Genomic DNA, 20,438 nt, shown 5'->3' with positions numbered 1-20,438 from the left:
ATCAGCGGACAGGGCTCAGCGCAAGGCGTCGGCCACCTCCCGAGCCGCGTCCACCACCCGTGGACCCACCCGCTCCGGCACGGAGTCCGACAGCATGACGACGCCTACGCTGCCTTCTATGCCGGTCACGCCGACCAGCGGCGCCGCGGCCCCGCTCGCGCCCGCCTCCAGCTCGCCGTGCGTCAGCGCGTAGCCGGGGTCGGTGGCGAGGCCCTGCCGGGCGGCGAGTATCGCCCGGCCCGCGGCGCCCCGGTCCAGGGGATGCCGGAAGCCGGTCCGGTAGGCCACGTGGTAATCCGTCCAGGTCGGCTCGACGACGGCGACGGCGAGGGCCTCGGAGCCGTCGACCAGCGTCAGGTGCGCCGTCGCGCCTATGTCCTCGGCCAGCGAGCGCAGAGCGGGCAGCGCGGCCTCGCGCACCAGCGGATGCACCTGGCGGCCCAGGCGCAGCACCCCGAGGCCCACCCTGGCCCGGCCGCCCAGGTCACGACGGACCAGGGCATGCTGCTCCAGGGTGGCGAGGAGGCGGTACACCACGGTGCGGTTCACGCCGAGCTTGTTCGACAGCTCGGTGACGGTGAGCCCATGGTCGGTGTCGGCCAACAGCTTGAGGACACGCAGTCCTCGGTCGAGCGTCTGGGAAGTCTCCGCGGTCACGACGCCCACTCCTTAGGTGAGGGTCGACGGCCTCTTTACGCAGCGGTTGCGTCGCCGGTCCCGTGGGCGACGCGCGTCAGAGGCCGCCGGTCGGAACTCCGGCTGCGCTCCGCGGCGGCGCTGCCACGGGGCGTGTACGTTGCGGGGACATTAGCGAGGCCGTCCCGCTCAGCGGAAGACTCCGTCCAGAATCCGGGCACGAGACCGACTGTTAGGGGCGCAATGCCCCATACGCGGGGCACGTCGGAGAGGGTGCGCACGACTCCCCCACACGCGGAACACACCCCTCCCCCTCACACCGGCGAAGGCGCGCTCACTTCATGCGGGTGGCCCACTCGCCGACCTTCGCGATCCGCTGCCGCAGCTGCCCGGCGGTGGCCTCCGCGCTCGGCGGACCGCCGCACGTGCGCCGCAGCTCGGTGTGGATCACGCCGTGCGGCTTCCCGCTCTGGTGGACGTACGCGCCGACCATCGTGTTCAGCTGCTTGCGCAGCTCCAGCATCTCCTTGTGGGAGACCACGGGCCGCCGCTCGGCGGGCAGTTCGAGCAGGTCGGCTTCCTCGTCGGGCCGCTTCTTGCTGTGCGCGATCTGCCGGGCCTGCCGCTTCTGGAGCAGCATCTGCACCTGGTCGGGTTCGAGGAGGCCGGGGATGCCCAGATAGTCCTGCTCCTCCTCGCTCCCCGGGTGCGCCTGCATCCCGAACTCCGCGCCGTCGAAGAGGACCCGGTCGAAGACGGCGTCCGACTCCAGCGCCTCGAAGGAGAACTGCTCCTGCTCGCCGGTGTCCTCATCCTGCTCCTTGTTCGCCTCGTCCATCTCCTTCTCGGACTCGGCGTAGGGGTCCTCCTCCCCTTCCTTCTTCGGCTTGTCGAGCACGTGGTCGCGCTCGACCTCCATCTCGTTGGCGTGGCCGAGGAGGTCGGGGACGGTGGGCAGGAAGACCGACGCGGTCTCGCCGCGCCGCCGGGACCGCACGAAACGTCCCACGGCCTGCGCGAAGAAGAGCGGCGTCGAGATCGTGGTCGCGTACACGCCCACCGCGAGGCGTGGCACGTCGACGCCCTCGGACACCATGCGGACGGCGACCATCCACCGGTCGGTGCTCGCGGTGAAGTCGTCGATCCGCTTCGAGGCGCCCGTGTCGTCGGAGAGGACGACGGTGGCCTTCTCCCCGGTGAGCTCGCGGATCAGCTTGGCGTAGGAGCGTGCGGAGTCCTGGTCGGAGGCGATGACGAGGCCACCGGCGTCCGGGATGGCCTTGCGCACCTCGGTGAGCCGCTGGTCGGCGGCCTTCAGCACATTCGGCATCCATTCGCCGCGCGCGTCGAGCGCGGTCCGCCAGGCCTGCGAGATCGCGTCCTTGGTCATCGGCTCGCCGAGCCGCGCCGCGATCTCGTCACCGGCCTTGGTGCGCCACCGCATGTTGCCGGAGTAGGAGAGGAAGATGACCGGCCGGACGACGCCGTCGCCCAGCGCGCTGCCGTATCCGTACGTGTAGTCGGCGGCCGACCGGCGGATGCCGTCGTTCCCCTCCTCGTACGTGACGAAGGGGATGGGGTTGGTGTCGGACCGGAAGGGCGTACCGGTGAGCGCCAGGCGCCGCGTCGCGGGCTCGAACGCCTCGAGGCAGGCCTCGCCCCACGACTTCGAGTCTCCCGCGTGGTGGATCTCGTCCAGGATCACCAGCGTCTTGCGCTGCTCCACGCGGTTGCGGTGCAGCATGGGCCGCACGCCCACACCCGCGTACGTGATGGCGACGCCTTGGTACTCCTTGCTGAGCGGCCCCGCGCTGTACTCCGGGTCCAGCTTGATGCCTATACGGGCCGCGGCCTCCGCCCACTGCTTCTTCAGGTGCTCGGTCGGCGCGACCACCGTCACCTGCTGCACGACATGGTGGTGCAGCAGCCAGGACGCGAGCGTCAGCGCGAACGTCGTCTTGCCTGCGCCGGGTGTCGCGACGGCGAGGAAGTCACGCGGCTGCTCCTGGAGGTACCGCTCCATCGCGCCCTGCTGCCAGGCGCGCAGCTTGTTGGCGGTGCCCCAGGGGGCGCGGCCGGGGAAGGCGGGAGAGAGGTGGTGGGAGGAGGCGGAGTTGGCGGCGGTGGTAGTCACGGTCTCCGGGTTTTGACGTCTGGGGTAGGTACGACAACCGGGCCACCCTACCGGTGAAGGTTGACGCCCCGCGGAGAGCGGCACGGAGCCCGGGGCGGATGCGACCCGTCTCACACGTACCCCTGAGAAGGCATCTCAAGAGGCGCCCCAGAAGACGTCTCGGGAGGTGCCTCAGGAGGCGCCTTCCCTCAGCCGCGTCCCCACCCACGCCCCCACCAGGGCGACCGCCGCCATCGGCAGGAAGACGGCGACGAAGGCCCCCGGGTGCGACCCGCCCACCCCGGTGGAGCCGTGCGCGTCCACCATCCCGCCGCCCAGCGCCGCGAAGGCGGCGCCTCCCGCGGCCAGCAGCAGGGCGTTGGAGAGGCCGTCGGAGATCTGGAGGGCGGCGGAGTTGGCGCCCGCGTCGGCGGGCGGCGAGAGGCGAAGGAGCAGGACGCTGGTGGACCCGATGACCGTGCCCATGCCCAGGCAGCCGAAGGCCCAGGCCACCGCCACGGTCCACACCGGGACGGCGTCGATCAGGACGGTGGGCGCTGCGGCGATGGAGCCGGCCACCAGGAGCATCCCGACGACCATGAGCCGCGTACGGTGCGGCTCCATGCCCGGCCGTGACTGCACGTACGACCCGAGCGCCCACGTCGCGCCGCCCACGGCGAGCGACAGCCCCGCCATGGTCGGCGAGAGCCCGCGCTGGGTGACGAGCATCAGCGGCACGAAGGACTCGGCGGCGATGAACGACCCGGCGGCTATGCCGCGCAGCAGCACCACTGAGGGCAGGCCACGGGCGGCCCGGTAGGTGCCGCGCGGCAGCAGCCCGAGGACGGCGGGCACGAGCACGGCGGCGCCGACGGCCGCCGGGAGCAGCGACAGCCACCGCAGGTCCTGGCCCGCGTACTGCAGGAGCCCCGCCCCCAGCGAGATCCCGAGCGCGAGCTTGATGCGACGGCGGTCGAAGGGGCCGGCGGGCGCGTCGGAGACGGGCCCGGCGGCCCGCTGCCGTATCTGCGGCAGCGCGATGGCCAGCGGCGCCACGACGAGCACCGGGATGCCGATGAAGACCCAGCGCCACCCCAGGTGCTCGGTGACGGTCCCGGAGACCAGCGGCCCCACCACGGACGGCACGACCCAGCTGGCCGCGAACGCCGCGAGGATGGACGGCCGCAGATGCTCCGGGTAGGCGCGGCTGACGACCACGTACAGCGCGACGATGACGAGCCCGCCGCCGAGGCCCTGTACGGCACGGCCGAGGATGAACATCCACATGGCCTGGGCGGTCCCGGAGAGCAGCAGCCCCGCGGCGAACGCGGCGATCCCGCCGGCCAGCGGCCCCAGCGGCCCGCGCCGGTCGGCCCACTGCCCGGAGAGCACCATGCCGAAGAGGCTGGTGGTGAAGTACGCGGAGAAGCCGAAGGCGTAGAGCGAGACACCGTCGAGCTCACGGGCGGCCACCGGCATCGCCGTCCCGACGGCGGTCGCCTCGAAGGCGATGAGCAGCACCACGGAGACGATGCCGAGACTGAGCGCGCGGTAGGGCGCGCGGAGCACTCCGCCCTTGAGCTCGGAGGGCGGGACCAGCGGGGCGGCTGCGACTTCGGCGTCGCGTGGTTCGAGGGCGCTCATGACGGCCAGCGTAAGGGGCGTGGCAGCCGGTGACACCTGTCCGGAGACGGTGGGCTTCTGGTCCCTTGGTCCTACGCCACGGACCGTGGTCTCGCGCCGTTCATGAACGCGGCATGGCAGTCCCGTTGCGGCACCCCGAGATCCCTTGAGCGAACCCGCCGGTCACGGCTAGCTTCAAGGAGTCGAGTACAACCTCGGCCGTGTGCCCGAGTGGCTCAGGGGCTGGACTGCAAATCCAGTAACGCGGGTTCGATTCCCGCCACGGCCTCCAGTCAGACCCGTCAGACCAGTCAGACCAGGCGGACCCGTCAGTCCCGTCAGACCCGCGCCTCGGCGAGCCCCGCGAGGATGGCGTCCACGGTCTCGTCCACCGTCAGGTCCGAGGTGTCCAGCCACAGGCCGAGCCTCGGGGTCGTGGAACGGAACCCCGCGTCCAGGTCCTGCACCGACCACGCGCCGTACCCGGTCTTCCCTCGCCCGGCCTCCCGCGCGGCGACCGCCTCCGGACTCGGGGCGAGCACGACGACGTGCACGGGGCGCGTCCGCAGCAGATCCACGTACGTCTTCAACTCCTCGCCCAGGATGACGTCCTGGACCACCGCGACGAAGCCCGCCGACGCGTACGCGTCCGCCGTGGACGCCGACAGGCCGTAGCGCAGGCGGAGTTGGGCCGCCGCCTCGTCCGACGCGCCGGGCTCGTACTCCTGGCCGCCCGACACGATCATCCGGCGGAAGACGTCTCCCCGGACATGCGCCGCGCGCGGAAGGCGTTCGGCGAGGGCCTGCGCCACCGTCGACTTGCCCGCGGCCATGATGCCGGTGATGACGACGACCCCGGACAGGGGCGCCGTCACGTCGCGACCGCCGCCTGGGGGCGGATCGGGAGGCGGTTGACCGGGCGTCCGGTGGCCGCCCGTACCGCCGAGGCCACTGCCGCCGGGGTCGTCACCACCGGCACCGCGCTCGCCGCCTTCGCGCCGAAGGGGGCGACCACGTCGCGCTCCTCGACCAGCTTCACGATGCGGATGTCCGGGGTGTCCAGGGCGGTCGGGAGCGCGTAGCCGGTGAGGTCCGGGTGGCGGACCAGGCCGCGCGGCGTACGGAGGTTCTCCGTGAGCGCCGCGCCGACGCCCTGCGTGACGCCCGCCTCGATCCGTACCTTCAGCTGGGTCGGGTTGAGGATGCGGCCCACGTCCTGGGCGACCGCGAGCTCCACGACCCGGACCGAACCGATCTCGATGTCGACGTCCACCACCGCGCGGATCGCGCAGAACGCCATGCCGACGAAGGCGTCGCCCTGACCCGCCTCGTCGAGGGGCTCGGTGGGGTGGGGGCGGCACTGGGCCGTGGCCCACAGTTCCTTGCCGTCCATCGCCTCCGTCACCGTCGTGCTCAGCACGCCGTCGTACGAGGTGATCTTGCCGTCGGTGATCTGGAGCAGCTCGGTCGACATGCCGAACTTGTGGGCCAGGGGCTGGAGGAGCTGCGTGCGGACCATCTTCGCCGCGCGCTCCACCGCACCGCCCGACACCCACGTGTGGCGGCCGTGGCAACTGGGGCCCGCGGGCGGCTGGTCCGTGTCGACCGGGGCCACGCGGACGTCGTCGATGCCGAGCGTCTCCTGGACGATCTGACGGGCGAGCGTGGTGAAGCCCTGGCCCGTCTCGACCGCCGCGCAGATGACCGTCGCGATGCCGTCGTGGACCTTCACGGTGGCCGTGGAGACCTCGTCCGTGCCCTCGGCGCCCAGGAGCTGGACCATGCCGAGGCCGTAGCCGACACCCCGGCGCACCGCGGCGGGCTCACCCGCGCCCTCGGGACCGCCGGGCAGCAGCCACTCGTCCTCGGGGGTGTCCTTCGGCAACTCGGGCAGCGGGAAGTCCCGTACGGCGGCTAGGAGTTCGGCGACCGGCGCCGGGCAGGTCACCGTCTGGCCCGTGGGCAGGATGTCGCCCGTGGCCATCGCGTTGCGCAGCCGCACCTCGGCCGGGTCGATGCCCAGCTTCTTCGCGATCTTGTCCATCTGGGCTTCGTAGGCCGCGCACACCTGCATGGCGCCCTCGCCCCGGACATGCCCGGACGGCGGGTTGTTCGTGCGGACCGCCCAGCCCTCGATGAAGGCGTTCGGGACCACGTACGGGCCGCAGGCGAAGGAGACGGCCGCGGCGAGCGCGTCCGACGACGTGTCCGCGTACGCGCCCGCGTCGAGCAGGACCTGCGCCTCCACCTTCACCAACTTGCCCTCGGCGTCCGCGTGATGGCGGTAGCGGAGCAGCGTCGGGTGGCGGTGGGCGTGGCCCAGGAAGGACTCCTCGCGGGTCGCCGTCAGCTTCACCGGGCAGCCGGTGGTCAGGGCGAGCAGGCCGAGCGGCAGGTGGAAGCTGGCGTCCTCGCGGTCGGCGGTCGCGCCGGGCACGCCGGTCACGACGACCTTCACGATGTCCGGGTCGATGCCGTAGCAGGACGCGGCCATGTCGCGGTCGGTGTGCGGGTCGGTGGAGGCGATGTAGAGCTCCACGCCCCCGTCCGGACGCGGCACCGCGAGCCCGGCCTCCGCGCCGATCGGCGCCGGGTCCTGGCGGCCGATGCGGTACAGGCCCTCGACGACGAGTTCGCCCGCCGCCTCCGGGTCGCCGTGCCGCAGCGGGATGTGCCGGATCAAGTTGCCGTCAGGGTGCAGGGGTTCGGCCGCGAAGGCCTTCTCCGGGTCGGTGACCGGCTCCAGGACCTCGTACTCGACGAAGATGGCGGCGGCGGCCATCCGTGCCGTGTCGGGGTGGTCGGCGGCCACGGCCGCGATGGGCTCGCCGTGGTGGCGTACGACGTCGGAGGCGAAGACCGGGCGGTCCGCGGTCTTGCGGCCGTGCAGGGCCTCGCCGGGCACGTCCTCGTGCGTGACGACGGACCGCACGCCCGGCATCTCGCGCGCCTGGGACGTGTCGATCGAAACGATGCGCGCGTGCGCGTGCGGCGAGCGCAGGACGGCCGCCCAGAGCAGTCCCTCCGCCCACAGGTCGGACGCGTAGGGAAACGTGCCCTCCGTCTTGGCGCGGGACTCCGCCGACGGCAGGGACGCGCCGATGCCGTGCGGCAGCGGCTCCGGGCCGGGCTGCGGCTCCACTGCGGTCGCGGTGTTCCCGTTCCCCGCGGCTTCGTTGCTCACGCCTGGCCTCCGCCCTGGCCGTACGGTCCTTCGTACGTTCCGTCCTGCGCCGCCGGGTTGACCCCTCCGGCGCCGGGTCCCGCCTGGTGCGGGATGCGTGCCTCACCGTCGCTCTGGGCGGACGGCTCGGCGGCCGCCGCCGACGCCTCGCGCTCGGCGACCACTTCCTGCACCGCGTCGAGCACGCCCCGGTAGCCGGAGCAGCGGCACAGGTTGCCGCACAGGGCGCGGCGGGTCTCCAGGTCGGTCGGGGCGGGGTTGCCCTCAAGCAGGTCGTGCAGGGTCATCGCCATGCCCGGCACGCAGAAGCCGCACTGGACGGCACCACAGGCGGCGAGCGCCCGCTGCACGTCGGAGGGCCTGCCGTCGACGGCGAGTCCCTCGACGGTGCGCACCTCGCTGCCGGCGGCGGTGGCCGCCGGCACCAGGCAGGAAGCGACGAGACGGCCGTCCACCTGGACGTTGCAGGCACCGCACTCGCCCTGCGAGCAGCCGTCCTTGGCGCCCGCGAGGCCGAGACGCTCGCGCAGGACGTAGAGGAGCGACTCGCCGATCCAGGCGTCGGTGACGGGGCGGTCGGCGCCGTTGACGCGCAGGACGTACGAGCAGAGGGGGTGTTCGTCGGAGAGGGCGGTGGAGGTGAGGACCGCTTCGGGTTCGGCGGTCTCGGGTTCGGCGGTCTCCGGGTCGGCTTCGGCCTCAGCTTCGGTGCCGGCCTCTGCTTCCGCGTCCGCCTCGGCTGCGGCTTCGGTGTCCGGCTCGGCCTCGGCTGTGGGCTCCGGCTCGGGTTCCGGCTCCGCGGGTGCCTCCGGCGCCCCAGGCACCTCGGGCACCTCAGGCGTCTCTGCTGCCACGGGCATCTCCGGCACCACATGCATCTCGGGAGCCACCGGCGCCGCCGGGACGAACGGCTCCGGGGGCGGGACGGGATCGTGGTGCTGGGGCTCGTGGTGCTGCGGCTCGGCGTACTGCTGGGCGTGGGGCTGCGCGTGCTGCTGCGGGTCGACGTGCGGCTGCGGCTCGGCGTACGGCTGCTGCACGGGCTCCGCCCACGGGGCGCCCGCGCCCGCGCCGCCGGTCGCCCACGGCGCCGCCGCACCGCCAGGCAGCGTCGCCGGCGGCGTACCGCCCCACTGTGCGGCGAGCGAGGGCGCGGTGAACTCACCCGATTCGTCGGGAAGATCACCATTGGCGACGGGGATCGACCACTGTCCCGTGACATCGGCGGGAGCCGGGGCGGCGGGCGCGTGCCCCTCCGCCTCGTGGAAGCTCCACTGCCCGGTGGCCCGGGGGTCGTACGCGTGCTCCTGATGGTGGACCGGCGGCTCGGGCTCGGGCACACCGCCCGCGTCCGGCCACCGCACGTTCTGGACACCGGTGCCCGCGGCGCCCGCGCCCGTCACCTCGGGCGGCATGACCCAGACACCCGTGGCGGCCGGGTCGGTCGCGTCGGCCGTCGTGGGGGTGACCGTTATCTGCGGCGGCACGTAACCGTGGCCGGGCGCGGCGAGCGGGGAGTGGTCGAAGTCCAGGGCGCCTTCCGGAAGCTGCACGAAGGCCGTGGCGTCCGAGTCGTACTCACCCTGTGGATGCGGCTGCCAGCCGCCGTTCGCGGCGTTCGCAGCGTTTGTGTCGTGCCGGTCGTCACTCACGACAGCGCCCTCCCCAGTGCTCGTCGGGCCAGCGCGGCGACGGTGCGCCGCAAGTGCAGTACGGCGGGCGGCAGCGGCTGCGGCGAGCCGTCCTCCGCCGGGGGCTGGTCGGGGATGCACGCGGCGGCGACGTACTCACCGAAGGCGGTGAGCGCCTCCGGCACGATCGTCCGCTCGCCGTCCCAGTCGATCAGCGAGGCGACCCACTGCTCGGCCTCCAGGGGCCGCAGCGGCATCGGCGCGACGGCACCGACCGCGCAACGCACACCGCGCCGCGCCGGGTCGAGGACGAGCGCGACGGAGGCGAGGGCGCGGCCGGGTCCGGTGCGTCCGGTCGCCTTCAGGAAGACCTGCGGGGCGTGCAGGAGCGGCAGCCGTACGAAGCCGATGAGTTCGCCGGGGCGGAGCATGTCCATCCCCGCGAGCAGGTGCGACACGGGGACCTCGCGGCGCGCGCCGCCGGGTCCCGCGATGACGAGGACGGCTTCCAGGGCGGCCAGGACGGGCAGGGTGTCGCCGGTCGGCCCCGCCGTGGCGATGTTGCCGCCCAGGGTGCCCGCGTTGCGGATCTGCGGGGGTCCGGCGGCGCGTGCGGCCGCGGCGAGCGCGGGGATCAGGGCGGCGAAGTCGGGGCGCCCGACGCGTGCGTGGGTGAGGCCGGCGCCGAGCAGCGCGTGACCGTCCTGGTACTGCCAGCCGCGGATCTCGCTGATGCGGCCGAGGCCGACGAGCGCGGCGGGGCGCAGGAGGCCCGCGTTGACGGAGGCCATGAGGTCGGTGCCGCCGGCCACGGGCACGGCGGCGGGCATCGCGGCGAGCGCCTCCACGGCCTCGTCCAACGTCGCAGGCAGCGTCGCCGTCTGCGCTGTGTGCGCCGCCTGCGGTGCGTGCGTGCTCAAAACCGGCTGCCCCTTCCCGATGCCCGGCGGCTTTCTCGCCGTGCCCACCGTTACGCCTGTTCCGCCGTACGGTACGTGCTCACAGCCCGGACGTGGCAACTCTGGCACATCTTCCCCGGGCCCCGGCGCGGGGGTCCGCTAGGAGCCATTCGTCCGCAGACCTGGGGGATGTGCCGTTTTCACACGCCCTCGCCGGTCAGCGGGAATTGCCACTCTTCGGTGACTCTTGTACGGCTTTCGCCGGACCGCCCACGCTTTCAGTGCGGGCGGCCCGACACGCGGAGCACGGGGTGCGCCTCACACGTTCGGGGGCGCCCCGTCGATCGGGCGTCCGAGCACTCCCGGGCGCTTCTGCCACGGCAACGGGCCGCCGGGCGGGCGGTAGTCGACGCCGAGCGCGTCAAGTCGCGCGTAGTGCGGGGTCATTCGGCGCTCGAAGTCCGCGAAGTCGCGCTCGGCGGAGGCCGGGAGCGGGCTCCAGGCGACCTCGGCGAAGGCGGCGAGACGCGGGAACACCTGGTAGTCCACGCGTGCGTGGTACTCCATCACCTCGGTCCAGACGTTGGCCTGGGTGCCGAGGACGTGGCGTGCCTCGTCGGCGGTGAGCTGCGGCGGCACCGGCTCGAAGCGGTAGACGTCCTCCAGGGTGCGGACGAAGCCGATGGGCGCGGGCTCGTCGGGGCCGCCGTCCTGCCGGTGGTCCAAGTACACCTGCTGCTCGGGGCACATGACGACGTCGTGACCGGCCTTGGCCGCCGCGATCCCGCCCCCGTAGCCACGCCAGGAGGACACGGTGGCGCCCTCGGCGAGGCCGCCCTCCAGGATCTCGTCCCAGCCGATGAGCCTGCGCCCGCGCGCGGTCAGCCAGCTGTCGAAGTGCCGGATGAACCAGCTCTGCAGCCCGTTCTCGTCACCGACGCCGAGCTCCTTGATGCGGGCCTGAGCGGTGGGGGACGCCTTCCACTGGTCCTTGGGACATTCATCCCCTCCCACATGAATGAAGGTGGACGGGAAGAGCTCGATCAGCTCCTCGAACACGCCCTCGTAAAAGCGAAGGGTGTTCTCGGTCGGGGCGAGGACGTTCGGGTTGACGCCCCAGGTGTCCCAGACGCCGAGCGCCGAGGTGTCGACGACGTCGGTGTTGCCGAGCTCCGGATAGGCGTGGATGGCGGCCTGCGAGTGCCCGGGGATGTCGATCTCGGGTACGACGGCGATGTGCCGCTCATGGGCGTACGCGACGATCTCGCGGATGTCGTCCTGCGTGTAGTAGCCGCCGTGCGGAGTGTCGTTCCACAGCTCGGATGCGCGGTGGCCCCACTTCGTGCGCGGGCGCCACGAACCGGCCTCCGTGAGCCTGGGGTAGCGCTTGATCTCGATGCGCCAGCCCTGGTCGTCGGTGAGGTGGAAGTGGAAGACGTTGAGCTTGTGGGCGGCAAGAAGGTCGAGGTACCGCAGGACGCCGTCCTTGGGCATGAAGTGCCGGGCCACGTCGAGCATCATGCCGCGCCACCCGAAGCGGGGGCTGTCCTCGATCAGACACCCCGGGACGGCGTACCGCCCGGCGGCCCGCAGCGGTGCGCGCCGAAAGGCCTCGGCCCCGATGAGCTGCCGCAGGCTCTGGGCCCCCCAGAAGACCCCGGGAGCGGCGCCACCCAGAATCTCGACACCGCTCTCCCCCACCGTGAGCCGGTACGCCTCGGGAGCAAGGGAGTCATCGATGCCGAGGGAGATGGCGCCACCCTCACCGGCCTCACCGGGCGCGAGGGGCAGCCCCAACGCACCGCCGAGCGTGGCCCGCAGCCAGCGCTCGGTGGACTCGGTGCCGGGCCCGGCACGCAGCGCGGTCGACGAATCGAGGATGAAGCCTTCGGGATGCGGCCCCTCGGCGCGTGCGGGCGCCGGGATGAGTTGCTCAAAGGTCATGCGGCGAGGCTGCCACGCGACGGCACAACGCAAAAGGGGCGTTGCGGTACACGCAACGCCCCTTCACGAGGGAGGCCCTGAAACGCGCCCGGGGGCTACTTCTTGCCGCCGCCCTTGCCGTCCTTGCCGCCCTTGTCCTTGTCGCCACCGGCGCTCATGGACTCGTAGATCTCCTTGCACATGGGGCAGACGGGGTACTTCTTCGGGTCACGACCCGGCACCCACACCTTGCCGCAGAGCGCGACGACGGGCGTACCGTCGAGCGCGCTCGCCATGATCTTGTCCTTCTGGACATAGTGCGCGTAGCGCTCGTGGTCACCGTCACCGCTCGACACCTGCGGCGTCGGCTCTACGAGGGTCCCCGTACCTGCCCCGCGCTCGGGCTCGGGCTCAAGAGTGCTCATGGCATCCAAGGGTACCTACGCCGACGGCGTCCGGGCATCGCCCGGGCCGGTACACCGCGCGCAGCGCGAGCCTCACGGGACCGCCCAGATCGACAGCGACCTCGCCAGGTGCTCGAGGTCCCCGGCGGCGCGCAGGAGGTGGGCGACATCTTCCGTGGCCGTCCACACGACGACGTCCGCCTCGTGCTCGTCCACCTGCCAGCCGTAACGGACGCACCCCAGCAGGTGGGGCGAGTCGGCCTGCGGCACATAGCGGAAGGTGGTCAGCCCTTCGCCCAGCTTCTCGGACTCGACCCTCTTCACCACCGCGGGCTCGACGGCCCCCGGGTCGTCCGCCTCGGTGAGGGCACGGAGGGTCGCCTCACGAGGGCCCGCCGCCGGTCCGACGGCCGCGCAGACCGGGAGCGGCAGATCGGTGGGCTGATCGAGATGGAGGAACACCCAGTGGTCCGAGCCAGGCGGCGCGCATGCCTCGGCGCAGCGCTCCAAGGTGCCGGCGCCGAAGTCCACACCGCTCGGGCCGGGGTCGAGGCCGTGGTCCTCCCACAGCTCCTCGGCGACCTCCCGGGACCAGGCGCGGACGTCCTCCCACACCGACCAGGGAGCCGTCAGCCCGGAGCGCGGCGGCACCATCACCCAGGGCGTGGGATCGACGTCCTCGATGTCGAGGACGGCCCGGAAAGACTCGCCCATCGCCGCGATTCCCGTCGTTCCCGTCATCCCCGCCTCCAGCGGAAATTCGCCATGAGCGCGTCGAACCATTCGACGAGGACGTCGGCCAGCTCGTCCCGGGGACTGCCGCCCCCGACGGTCGAGAAGGCCGCCACGAACCAGCGATCCGGGTCACCCGGTACGGAGATCATGTACTCGACACGCCGTGAAGCGAGTACTGCTCCTTGAGGGCTGTCGGCCTTCGCCACATGCTCCCGGCGGACCGCGAGGGCCCCGTCGACCTCTCCCGCGCTCAGGTCGGCGCCCTCCACACCGTCTCTGGAGAGGAGCCGTACCGCCGCCTCGGTGGGCTCTCCCTCACTCTGCGGCTGCCCCTGGCGCCGGGGCAGGAGGCTTTCGGAGACGAGGATCGATGCCCCGATGCTGCAATCTCCCATCGGCTTGACCGGCAGGTAGAGGTCCAGGGCTCCGCTCTGCACGGCCTGCCCCACGGCCTCGCGAAAGCGGCGCTCCAGCTCACGCTTGTAGGGGCCGATCTTGTCCGGGGGCGTATCGGCGGGAATGCGGGCGCAGGCGTCGTCGAGGATCCGCCGCACTGCTTCCTCCGTGCCTTGACGCAGGGGGGCTTGGGCCCACTGGTCGGGGAGGATGATGCGGTACCCGGTGACCGGGGCTTCGTCGCCGACCCGTTCCGCCCACCGGGCCGGCTCAGCCTGCACGAAGCCGCTCCTTGCGGTTGAGCTGCCACATGCCGGCGAAACCGGCGAGGCAGATGCCCACAGCGATCCAGAGTGTCCAGGCGCCGGTACCCACGGCCCACATCAACGCGTAGAAGAGATACAGAATGAGCGCCCACTTGATCAGGCCGCGCTCACCCCGCAGGTCCTCCCAGTCGTCCGGGCGCCGCGACAAAAAGATCAGGAGCACCGGTACCAGCGCACACAGCGCCCACTCCCACGTCGGCCACGGCACCAATTCCCTGCCAAAGAAGTCTTTGCTCGCGGGAGCGGCGAACATGCGCAGCATGGACAGCAGGAAGAACCATCTGAAAAAGCCCACGCGCCACGCCAAACGACGCTCACTGCGGACTACCCGGTCGGAGCCCTCCACGGCCATCAACTCATCCTCACCATCGTGAGCCCACCGACCGCGTCATGCGATCCTTCATTCTGCTGTACTCGCCACCCGAGGCCGTGTCGCCGGCTTTGTCCCCACTGTCAAGGACCGTACTGGCTCCCCACGATCCTACGAGCGCGTCCTTATGACGCTCGGCCTGGCGGGCGTTGTCCGCGAGCCGGGCGTCAGCGGGAAACTCAGCGCGCCACTTCTTGATGTCCTTCATCTGGCGGCCCAGCTGGGCGTCTCCCAACACACCGGCCTTCTCCTGCGCGGTAATCTGCGGCATCTCCGCATCGCGCACCTCGCCGGCGGCCTTTTTCCCGTCTGCCCGACTCTTGGCCAGCTGACGCATATTTCGCGCTCTGGCGTTGCTGCGCGCATTTCCCGACCTTCCACCGCCTTTCCGGGACTTCGCCACCGAACTGGCCCTCGACCCTGCGGTTTTCGACGCGCTCTGCATCTGCTGGGCGGTTCCGGCCGACTTGGAGGCGATCTGACGTGAACTGTTCTGCAGGAGCTTGATCCCTTTGGCCGCTCTCATGCCATTGCGTGCCAGCTTCAAGGCCCCGATGTCCATCATGACGTCGAACCATGAACCGTTTCCCCCGGCCGCCTGCGTCGCGTGGGCAACCAGCACCACGACAGTCAAGGCAGCCGCGATCCAGCCGATGCCCGGGAAGAGCATGGCTACGACACCTACCGCCGTCGCGACCCAACTCAACCTGTCAGCCCACTCGCCGATCCAGTCGGCGTCAGCGATGGCTCCCTTGGCGTCGTTCCACCAACTGTCCTTCATGTCATCGTCGATGGAGTCCCTGATCTTCCCCGCGAAGTGACCGGAGCGTTCCTCGTAATCGCCGACCGCGGAATGGAACCGCCCCCGGGCACTCTCCAGGTCCTCTCTGGCACGCTTGAGCGCGGCGTCCTCCGCATCGGAGCCCGAGCCCTTGTCCCCCTTCTCGCCTTTGCCGGAGTCCGCCTCGCCCTCGTGCGCGTCGATCACACGCTGAGCGTCCTTCGCGTCTCCGAGCGCCCTGTCCGCCCTTTTCTGGAAGCCTTCGAGTTCATCTGCCCAGCACGTCAGATGCCCTTTGACCTCGCGGTACCGGTCTTCCGCCTCATCAAGCTTTCGTCCCAAGCCACGCGCATCCTCACCGAGTTTCTCCGCGTACTTCCCCTTGAGATGGTCGGCGTCAGCCATCGCATTGAGCGCGGCGGCCTGCGTACGCAGATACTCGGCGATCTTCTTCATGTGCTTCACCTGGCTACGAACCCCGTCAGGATCACCCGGCACGGGATCACTTTCACACAGGGGATGCCAGTCCTTCGGTCGTGCCACTCTTCCCCCGACATAGAACGATGGGTCGACGTGATGGCCGCATCACTACTTCTTCTTGCCGGGCTTCGACAACTCGTCATCAAGCTTCTGGAATGCGTCGCGCGTTTCCTCGACCATCGTGCCGACGGCATCCAACGAATCGAGCAGACGCTTGCGGTTGTCGTCCCAGTTGTCGATGAATTCGGCCATCGCCCCTCTGAGGTCGGAGGCCCCCACGACCGATGCGATGTCGTCTTTCCATTCACCCAGGTTCTTGAACTCTCTCTGAATGGCACCCAGCTGCTTCGCCGACGTAGCGAGCAACGCATAGTCGACAGCCAGATCAGAATCAGGCACTCCCCCGGCCTCCCCTCACTCCCACGAGGCCGCCAGGCCACCAGACCACTGCCTGGCCCACGCTAGGGGGCGAGTAGCCCGGGAAACCCTCAGTTCAGCGAAGCGTCATCCGGATAAGTGGCCACCATCGCCAGCTCGCTGCGCTGCCGGCGCAGCACCGCTCGCCACAAGCGCTCCGGAGACGGTGACGACACGTCGCCGGGCTCGGACTCGACCACGTACCAGGCGCCCTCGACGAGCTCGTCCTCCAGTTGGCCGGGGCCCCAGCCCGCGTAACCGGCGAAGATCCGCAGCGAGCCGAGCGCGGGGGCCAGGAGTTCCGGCGGGGTGTCCAGGTCGACCAGGCCGATTGCGCCGTGCACGCGGCGCCAGCCGATCGGCTCGCCTCTGCCCGGCCGCGCCCGGACGCCGGAGGCGGGCCCCTCCTCCCCGGGGATCACCGCCACGCCGAGCGCCGAGTCGAGCGAGACCGGGCCGCCCTGGAAGACGACCCCCGGCGCGCCCGCCAGATCACCCCAGCCCTCCAGGATGTCCGCGACGTCCACCGGCGTGGGCCGGTTGAGGACCACGCCGAGCGAGCCCTCCTCGTCGTGGTCGAGGAGCAGCACCACCGCGCGGTCGAAGTTCGGGTCCGCCAGGGCAGGCGTGGCCACGAGCAGCCGCCCTGTGAGCGAGGACACCTCGGTCATGAACGACATGATCCCGCATCTTTGCCCCGCGGGGGGAGGCAATGCCCGTACGGGAGTGAATGCAGCTCAGGGGCGCATGGGCGCGTCCGGAGCGCACACTTTCGGCGGTGACCCGGAGTGTCCGGTTCCGAACGGTTCGTGTTGTCACGAAGTCCTGACGTGTTTCGCGTGCCCTTGGCCTTACGGAGAGGGGGTACACGCCCATTACGCTTGCCCTTTGGTCCACCCGTCCATCCAATCGGAACGCGAGATTCATGACCGTCACCGACGATGTACTGCTTGTCCACGGCGGAACCCCGCTGGAGGGCGAGATCCGTGTCCGCGGCGCGAAGAACCTCGTGCCCAAGGCCATGGTCGCCGCGCTGCTCGGCAGCGCTCCGAGCAGGCTGCGCAATGTCCCAGACATCCGCGACGTGCGCGTCGTACGCGGACTCCTGCAGCTGCATGGCGTCACGGTCCGCCCCGGTGAGGAGCCGGGCGAGCTGGTCATGGACCCCTCGCACGTGGAGAGTGCCAACGTCGCGGACATCGACGCCCACGCCGGGTCGTCGCGCATCCCGATTCTCTTCTGCGGGCCGCTCCTGCACCGCCTCGGGCACGCCTTCATCCCCGGCCTCGGCGGCTGCGACATCGGCGGCCGGCCGATCGACTTCCACTTCGAGGTGCTCCGCCAGTTCGGCGCGACCATCGAGAAGCGCGAGGGCGGCCAGTACCTGGAGGCCCCGCAGCGGCTCCGCGGCACGAAGATCCAGCTGCCGTACCCGTCCGTGGGCGCCACCGAGCAGGTGCTGCTCACGGCCGTGCTCGCGGAGGGCGTCACCGAGCTCTCGAACGCCGCCGTCGAGCCCGAGATCGAGGACCTCATCTGCGTCCTGCAGAAGATGGGCGCGATCATCGCGATGGACACCGACCGGACCATAAGGGTCACCGGTGTCGACAGCCTGGGCGGCTACAACCACCACGCCCTCTCGGACCGCCTGGAGGCCGCCTCCTGGGCTTCCGCGGCCCTGGCGACCGAAGGCAACATCTACGTCCGCGGCGCCCAGCAGCGCTCGATGATGACGTTCCTGAACACCTACCGGAAGGTGGGCGGTGCCTTCGAGATCGACGACGAGGGCATCCGCTTCTGGCACCCGGGCGGCTCGCTGAACGCGATCGCCCTGGAGACGGACGTGCACCCCGGCTTCCAGACGGACTGGCAGCAGCCGCTGGTCGTCGCGCTGACGCAGGCCGCCGGTCTGTCGATCGTGCACGAGACGGTGTACGAGTCGCGGCTCGGCTTCACCTCCGCGCTCAACCAGATGGGCGCACACATCCAGCTCTACCGCGAGTGCCTCGGCGGCTCCGACTGCCGCTTCGGGCAGCGCAACTTCCTCCACTCGGCGGTCGTCAGCGGCCCCACGAAGCTCCAGGGCGCCGATCTGGTCATTCCCGACCTGCGCGGCGGCTTCTCGTACCTGATCGCCGCTCTGGCGGCCCAGGGGACGTCCCGCGTCCACGGCATCGACCTGATCAACCGCGGCTACGAGAACTTCATGGACAAGCTCGTGGAGCTCGGCGCGAAGGTCGAGCTGCCGGGCAGGGCGACGTTGTAGGCAAGTCAGCCCGGCCGGCGTTTGAGGCCATCTTCTAGGCATGCGAAAGGGGCGGCCACCCGAAACCGGGTGGCCGCCCCTTTCACTGCTTGAGGCTACTTGCCCTTGGCCGCTTCCTTGAGCTTGGAGCCCGCCGAAACCTTGACGCTGTAGCCGGCCGGGATGTTGATCGGCTCGCCGGTCTGCGGGTTCCGTGCGGTGCGAGCGGCACGGTGGGTGCGCTCGAAGGTCAGGAAGCCGGGGATGGTGACCTTCTCGTCGCCCTTGGCAACGATCTCGCCGACGGTCTCGGCGAACGCGGCCAGCACGGCGTCGGCGTCCTTGCGGGTCACCTCGGCGCGGTCGGCCAGCGCGGCCACCAGCTCACTGCGGTTCATGTTTGTACTCCCGTGTTCTTCTTGCCGTTGAGGCGTGCCACGCGGCGGAGCCGCATGATGGGCACAGCGAAGCCGATGCTGCCAGGGTCCTCGGTCAGGCCCCGGACCCGGGTCCGTTCATCCGGACCCTCGCGCCCAGAAAGGCATCCTGCCCCCACCTGCGGCGGGAAAGCCAATCCGGGCCCCTTGGGGTCACACGAAAAGCTTCACCGCCCCTGGGAAGGTGGCAGTCGGGGGCGCGCTTCCACGCCACCCTAGAGGGCCTTTGCGGGCCCCGCGTTCCGCGACGCGCCGTACTACTGGGCCGTGGCGCCTGTCACAGCTACCCCGGCTGCCTTCGCCGCGCTGCGCACCGCATCGGCGACCGCGCCCGCGACCTTGTCGTTGAAGACGCTGGGGATGATGTAGTTCGGGTTGAGCTCGTCCTCGGCGACGACGTCCGCGAGGGCGCCCGCCGCCGCCAGCATCATCTCCGTGTTGACGGTGCGCGACTGGGCGTCGAGCAGACCGCGGAAGACACCGGGGAAGACCAGGACGTTGTTGATCTGGTTCGGGAAGTCCGAGCGGCCCGTGGCCACGACTGCCGCCGTCTGGCGGGCGATGGCCGGGTCGACCTCGGGGTCCGGGTTCGCGAGCGCGAACACGATGGCGCCGTCGGCCATGGCCGCGACGTCGTCCGCGTTCAGGACGTTCGGGGCCGAGACGCCGATGAAGACGTCGGCGCCGACGACCGCTTCCTTGAGGGTGCCGCGGGCGCCCTCGGGGTTGGTGTTGTCGGCGATCCAGCGCAGCGGCGAGTCAGGCGCGGCGTCCACCAGGTCCTCGCGGTCCGCGTGCACGACACCGTGGATGTCGGCGACGACGGCGTGCTTGACGCCCGCCGCGATGAGCAGCTTGAGGATGGCCGTACCGGCCGCGCCCGCACCGGACATGACGACGCGTACGTCACCGACTCCCTTGCCCACCACGCGCAGTGCGTTGGTCAGCGCGGCGAGCACGACGATCGCGGTGCCGTGCTGGTCGTCGTGGAAGACGGGGATGTCCAGGGCCTCGCGGAGGCGGGCCTCGATCTCGAAGCAGCGCGGCGCCGAGATGTCCTCCAGGTTGATGCCCGCGAAGCCGGGGGCGATCGCCTTCACGATCTCGACGATCGCGTCGGTGTCCTGGGTGTCCAGGCACAGCGGCCACGCGTCGATGCCGGCGAAGCGCTTGAAGAGGGCCGCCTTGCCCTCCATGACCGGCAGGGCGGCCTTCGGGCCGATGTTGCCGAGCCCGAGGACGGCCGAACCGTCCGTTACGACCGCAACGGAGTTGCGCTTGATGGTGAGGCGGCGCGCGTCCTCGGGGTTCTCGGCGATCGCCATGCACACGCGGGCCACGCCCGGGGTGTAGATCATGGAGAGGTCGTCGCGGTTGCGGATGGGGTGCTTGGACGCCATCTCGATCTTGCCGCCGAGGTGCATCAGGAACGTACGGTCGGAGACCTTGCCGACGGTGACGCCCTCGATGGTGCGCAGCTGCGCGACGATCTCGTCGCCGTGGGTCGTGGAGGTCGCCGCGATCGTGACGTCGATCCGGAGTGCCTCATGGCCGGAAGCCGTGACGTCGAGGCCGGTCACCGAGCCTCCGTGGGACTCGACGGCCGTGGTGATCTGGGAGACCGCGGTGCCGCTCGCGGGCACCTCCAACCGGACCGTGTTCGAGTAGGAGACGCTGGGCGCCGTTGCCATGGCCGACTTCCTCTGCTTTCACCGTGTTGCTCTTGCCGTCCGATCGTCGCACCTACCACTGAGTACGTGGTAGCCGCCTCGGATTGCGAACTTTTCGTTCACCAGCTTTTCGGAAACTTGTTTCCACCATACGAGAAGTTGCGGGCC

Annotated in this window: 18 protein-coding genes and 1 tRNA gene; 2 read left to right on the top strand and 17 right to left on the bottom strand. The window is 70.9% G+C overall.

Annotated elements, in window-relative coordinates; genetic code table 11:
* Positions 1 to 15: 15 nt before the first annotated feature.
* From AB0M70_RS05045 to AB0M70_RS05035, 3 genes are all read right to left on the bottom strand, one after another.
* Positions 16 to 657, bottom strand: a complete 642-nt coding sequence (locus AB0M70_RS05045) for a helix-turn-helix domain-containing protein (RefSeq protein ID WP_249589655.1) — start codon at positions 655 to 657, stop codon at positions 16 to 18.
* A 313-nt stretch (positions 658 to 970) separates the two neighbouring features.
* Entirely contained in the window at positions 971 to 2,770 is a 1,800-nt protein-coding gene (locus AB0M70_RS05040; RefSeq protein WP_365816494.1) for a DEAD/DEAH box helicase, read from the bottom strand.
* 171 nt (positions 2,771 to 2,941) lie between these two features.
* On the bottom strand, positions 2,942 to 4,393 hold the full coding sequence (locus AB0M70_RS05035) for an MFS transporter (protein WP_365816492.1): 1,452 nt from the start codon (positions 4,391 to 4,393) through the stop codon (positions 2,942 to 2,944).
* A gap of 196 nt (positions 4,394 to 4,589) precedes the next feature.
* On the opposite strand from AB0M70_RS05035, the gene AB0M70_RS05030 reads away from it, so the two are divergent.
* Positions 4,590 to 4,664: transfer RNA gene (locus tag AB0M70_RS05030), tRNA-Cys, on the top strand.
* A gap of 46 nt (positions 4,665 to 4,710) precedes the next feature.
* On the opposite strand, the gene AB0M70_RS05025 is transcribed toward AB0M70_RS05030, so the two are convergent.
* The 12 genes from AB0M70_RS05025 to AB0M70_RS04970 all read right to left on the bottom strand — a co-directional run bounded on the left by AB0M70_RS05025 (position 4,711) and on the right by AB0M70_RS04970 (position 16,598).
* The gene (locus AB0M70_RS05025; RefSeq protein ID WP_365817538.1) at positions 4,711 to 5,235 is read right to left on the bottom strand and encodes an AAA family ATPase; all 525 of its coding nucleotides are present in this window, start codon (positions 5,233 to 5,235) and stop codon (positions 4,711 to 4,713) included.
* An 8-nt stretch (positions 5,236 to 5,243) separates the two neighbouring features.
* Entirely contained in the window at positions 5,244 to 7,556 is a 2,313-nt protein-coding gene (locus AB0M70_RS05020) for a molybdopterin cofactor-binding domain-containing protein (protein WP_365816490.1), read from the bottom strand.
* Entirely contained in the window at positions 7,553 to 9,208 is a 1,656-nt protein-coding gene (locus AB0M70_RS05015; protein WP_365816488.1) for a 2Fe-2S iron-sulfur cluster-binding protein, read from the bottom strand. Before AB0M70_RS05015 ends, AB0M70_RS05020 begins: the two co-directional genes overlap by 4 nt.
* Positions 9,205 to 10,107 carry an FAD binding domain-containing protein gene (locus tag AB0M70_RS05010; protein ID WP_365816486.1) on the bottom strand — a complete coding sequence of 301 codons (903 nt, stop codon included), beginning with the start codon at positions 10,105 to 10,107 and terminating at the stop codon, positions 9,205 to 9,207. The genes AB0M70_RS05015 and AB0M70_RS05010 overlap by 4 nt, the downstream gene beginning before the upstream one ends.
* A gap of 297 nt (positions 10,108 to 10,404) precedes the next feature.
* Entirely contained in the window at positions 10,405 to 12,030 is a 1,626-nt protein-coding gene (locus tag AB0M70_RS05005; RefSeq protein WP_365816484.1) for a beta-N-acetylhexosaminidase, read from the bottom strand.
* A gap of 95 nt (positions 12,031 to 12,125) precedes the next feature.
* On the bottom strand, positions 12,126 to 12,434 hold the full coding sequence (locus AB0M70_RS05000) for a DUF3039 domain-containing protein (protein ID WP_363211472.1): 309 nt from the start codon (positions 12,432 to 12,434) through the stop codon (positions 12,126 to 12,128).
* A 72-nt stretch (positions 12,435 to 12,506) separates the two neighbouring features.
* The gene (locus AB0M70_RS04995; protein ID WP_365816483.1) at positions 12,507 to 13,154 is read right to left on the bottom strand and encodes a hypothetical protein; all 648 of its coding nucleotides are present in this window, start codon (positions 13,152 to 13,154) and stop codon (positions 12,507 to 12,509) included.
* Positions 13,151 to 13,825 carry a hypothetical protein gene (locus AB0M70_RS04990; RefSeq protein ID WP_365816481.1) on the bottom strand — a complete coding sequence of 225 codons (675 nt, stop codon included), beginning with the start codon at positions 13,823 to 13,825 and terminating at the stop codon, positions 13,151 to 13,153. The genes AB0M70_RS04995 and AB0M70_RS04990 overlap by 4 nt, the downstream gene beginning before the upstream one ends.
* A complete protein-coding gene (locus tag AB0M70_RS04985; protein ID WP_365816479.1) occupies positions 13,815 to 14,222 on the bottom strand; it encodes a hypothetical protein in 408 nt (135 codons plus the stop codon). Before AB0M70_RS04985 ends, AB0M70_RS04990 begins: the two co-directional genes overlap by 11 nt.
* Positions 14,223 to 14,232: 10 nt before the next feature.
* Positions 14,233 to 15,477 (bottom strand): hypothetical protein, encoded by a 1,245-nt coding sequence (locus AB0M70_RS04980; RefSeq protein ID WP_365816477.1) that lies wholly within the window; start codon positions 15,475 to 15,477, stop codon positions 14,233 to 14,235.
* A 132-nt stretch (positions 15,478 to 15,609) separates the two neighbouring features.
* Complete coding sequence (locus AB0M70_RS04975; RefSeq protein WP_365816475.1) at positions 15,610 to 15,900, bottom strand: hypothetical protein; 291 nt, start codon at positions 15,898 to 15,900, stop codon at positions 15,610 to 15,612.
* An 89-nt stretch (positions 15,901 to 15,989) separates the two neighbouring features.
* Entirely contained in the window at positions 15,990 to 16,598 is a 609-nt protein-coding gene (locus AB0M70_RS04970) for a YqgE/AlgH family protein (protein ID WP_365816473.1), read from the bottom strand.
* A 245-nt stretch (positions 16,599 to 16,843) separates the two neighbouring features.
* Here AB0M70_RS04970 and murA point away from each other — a divergent pair, with 245 nt between their 5' ends.
* Positions 16,844 to 18,184, top strand: a complete 1,341-nt coding sequence (gene murA / locus AB0M70_RS04965) for a UDP-N-acetylglucosamine 1-carboxyvinyltransferase (protein ID WP_344521857.1) — start codon at positions 16,844 to 16,846, stop codon at positions 18,182 to 18,184.
* Between the two features lie 95 nt (positions 18,185 to 18,279).
* Here the strand turns inward: murA and AB0M70_RS04960 are convergent, their stop codons facing one another.
* Together AB0M70_RS04960 and AB0M70_RS04955 are read right to left on the bottom strand one after the other, a co-directional pair.
* On the bottom strand, positions 18,280 to 18,561 hold the full coding sequence (locus AB0M70_RS04960) for an HU family DNA-binding protein (protein ID WP_016645140.1): 282 nt from the start codon (positions 18,559 to 18,561) through the stop codon (positions 18,280 to 18,282).
* Between the two features lie 296 nt (positions 18,562 to 18,857).
* Positions 18,858 to 20,291 (bottom strand): NAD-dependent malic enzyme, encoded by a 1,434-nt coding sequence (locus tag AB0M70_RS04955; protein ID WP_365816470.1) that lies wholly within the window; start codon positions 20,289 to 20,291, stop codon positions 18,858 to 18,860.
* Positions 20,292 to 20,438 lie beyond the last annotated feature (147 nt).

The sequence above is a fragment of the Streptomyces sp. NPDC051214 genome, from assembly GCF_040682375.1.
In the GTDB taxonomy this organism is placed as follows: Bacteria; Actinomycetota; Actinomycetes; order Streptomycetales; family Streptomycetaceae; genus Streptomyces.
The sequence above is the reverse complement of the archived record's forward strand: the minus strand, read 5'-3'. Positions and strand labels throughout refer to the sequence as shown.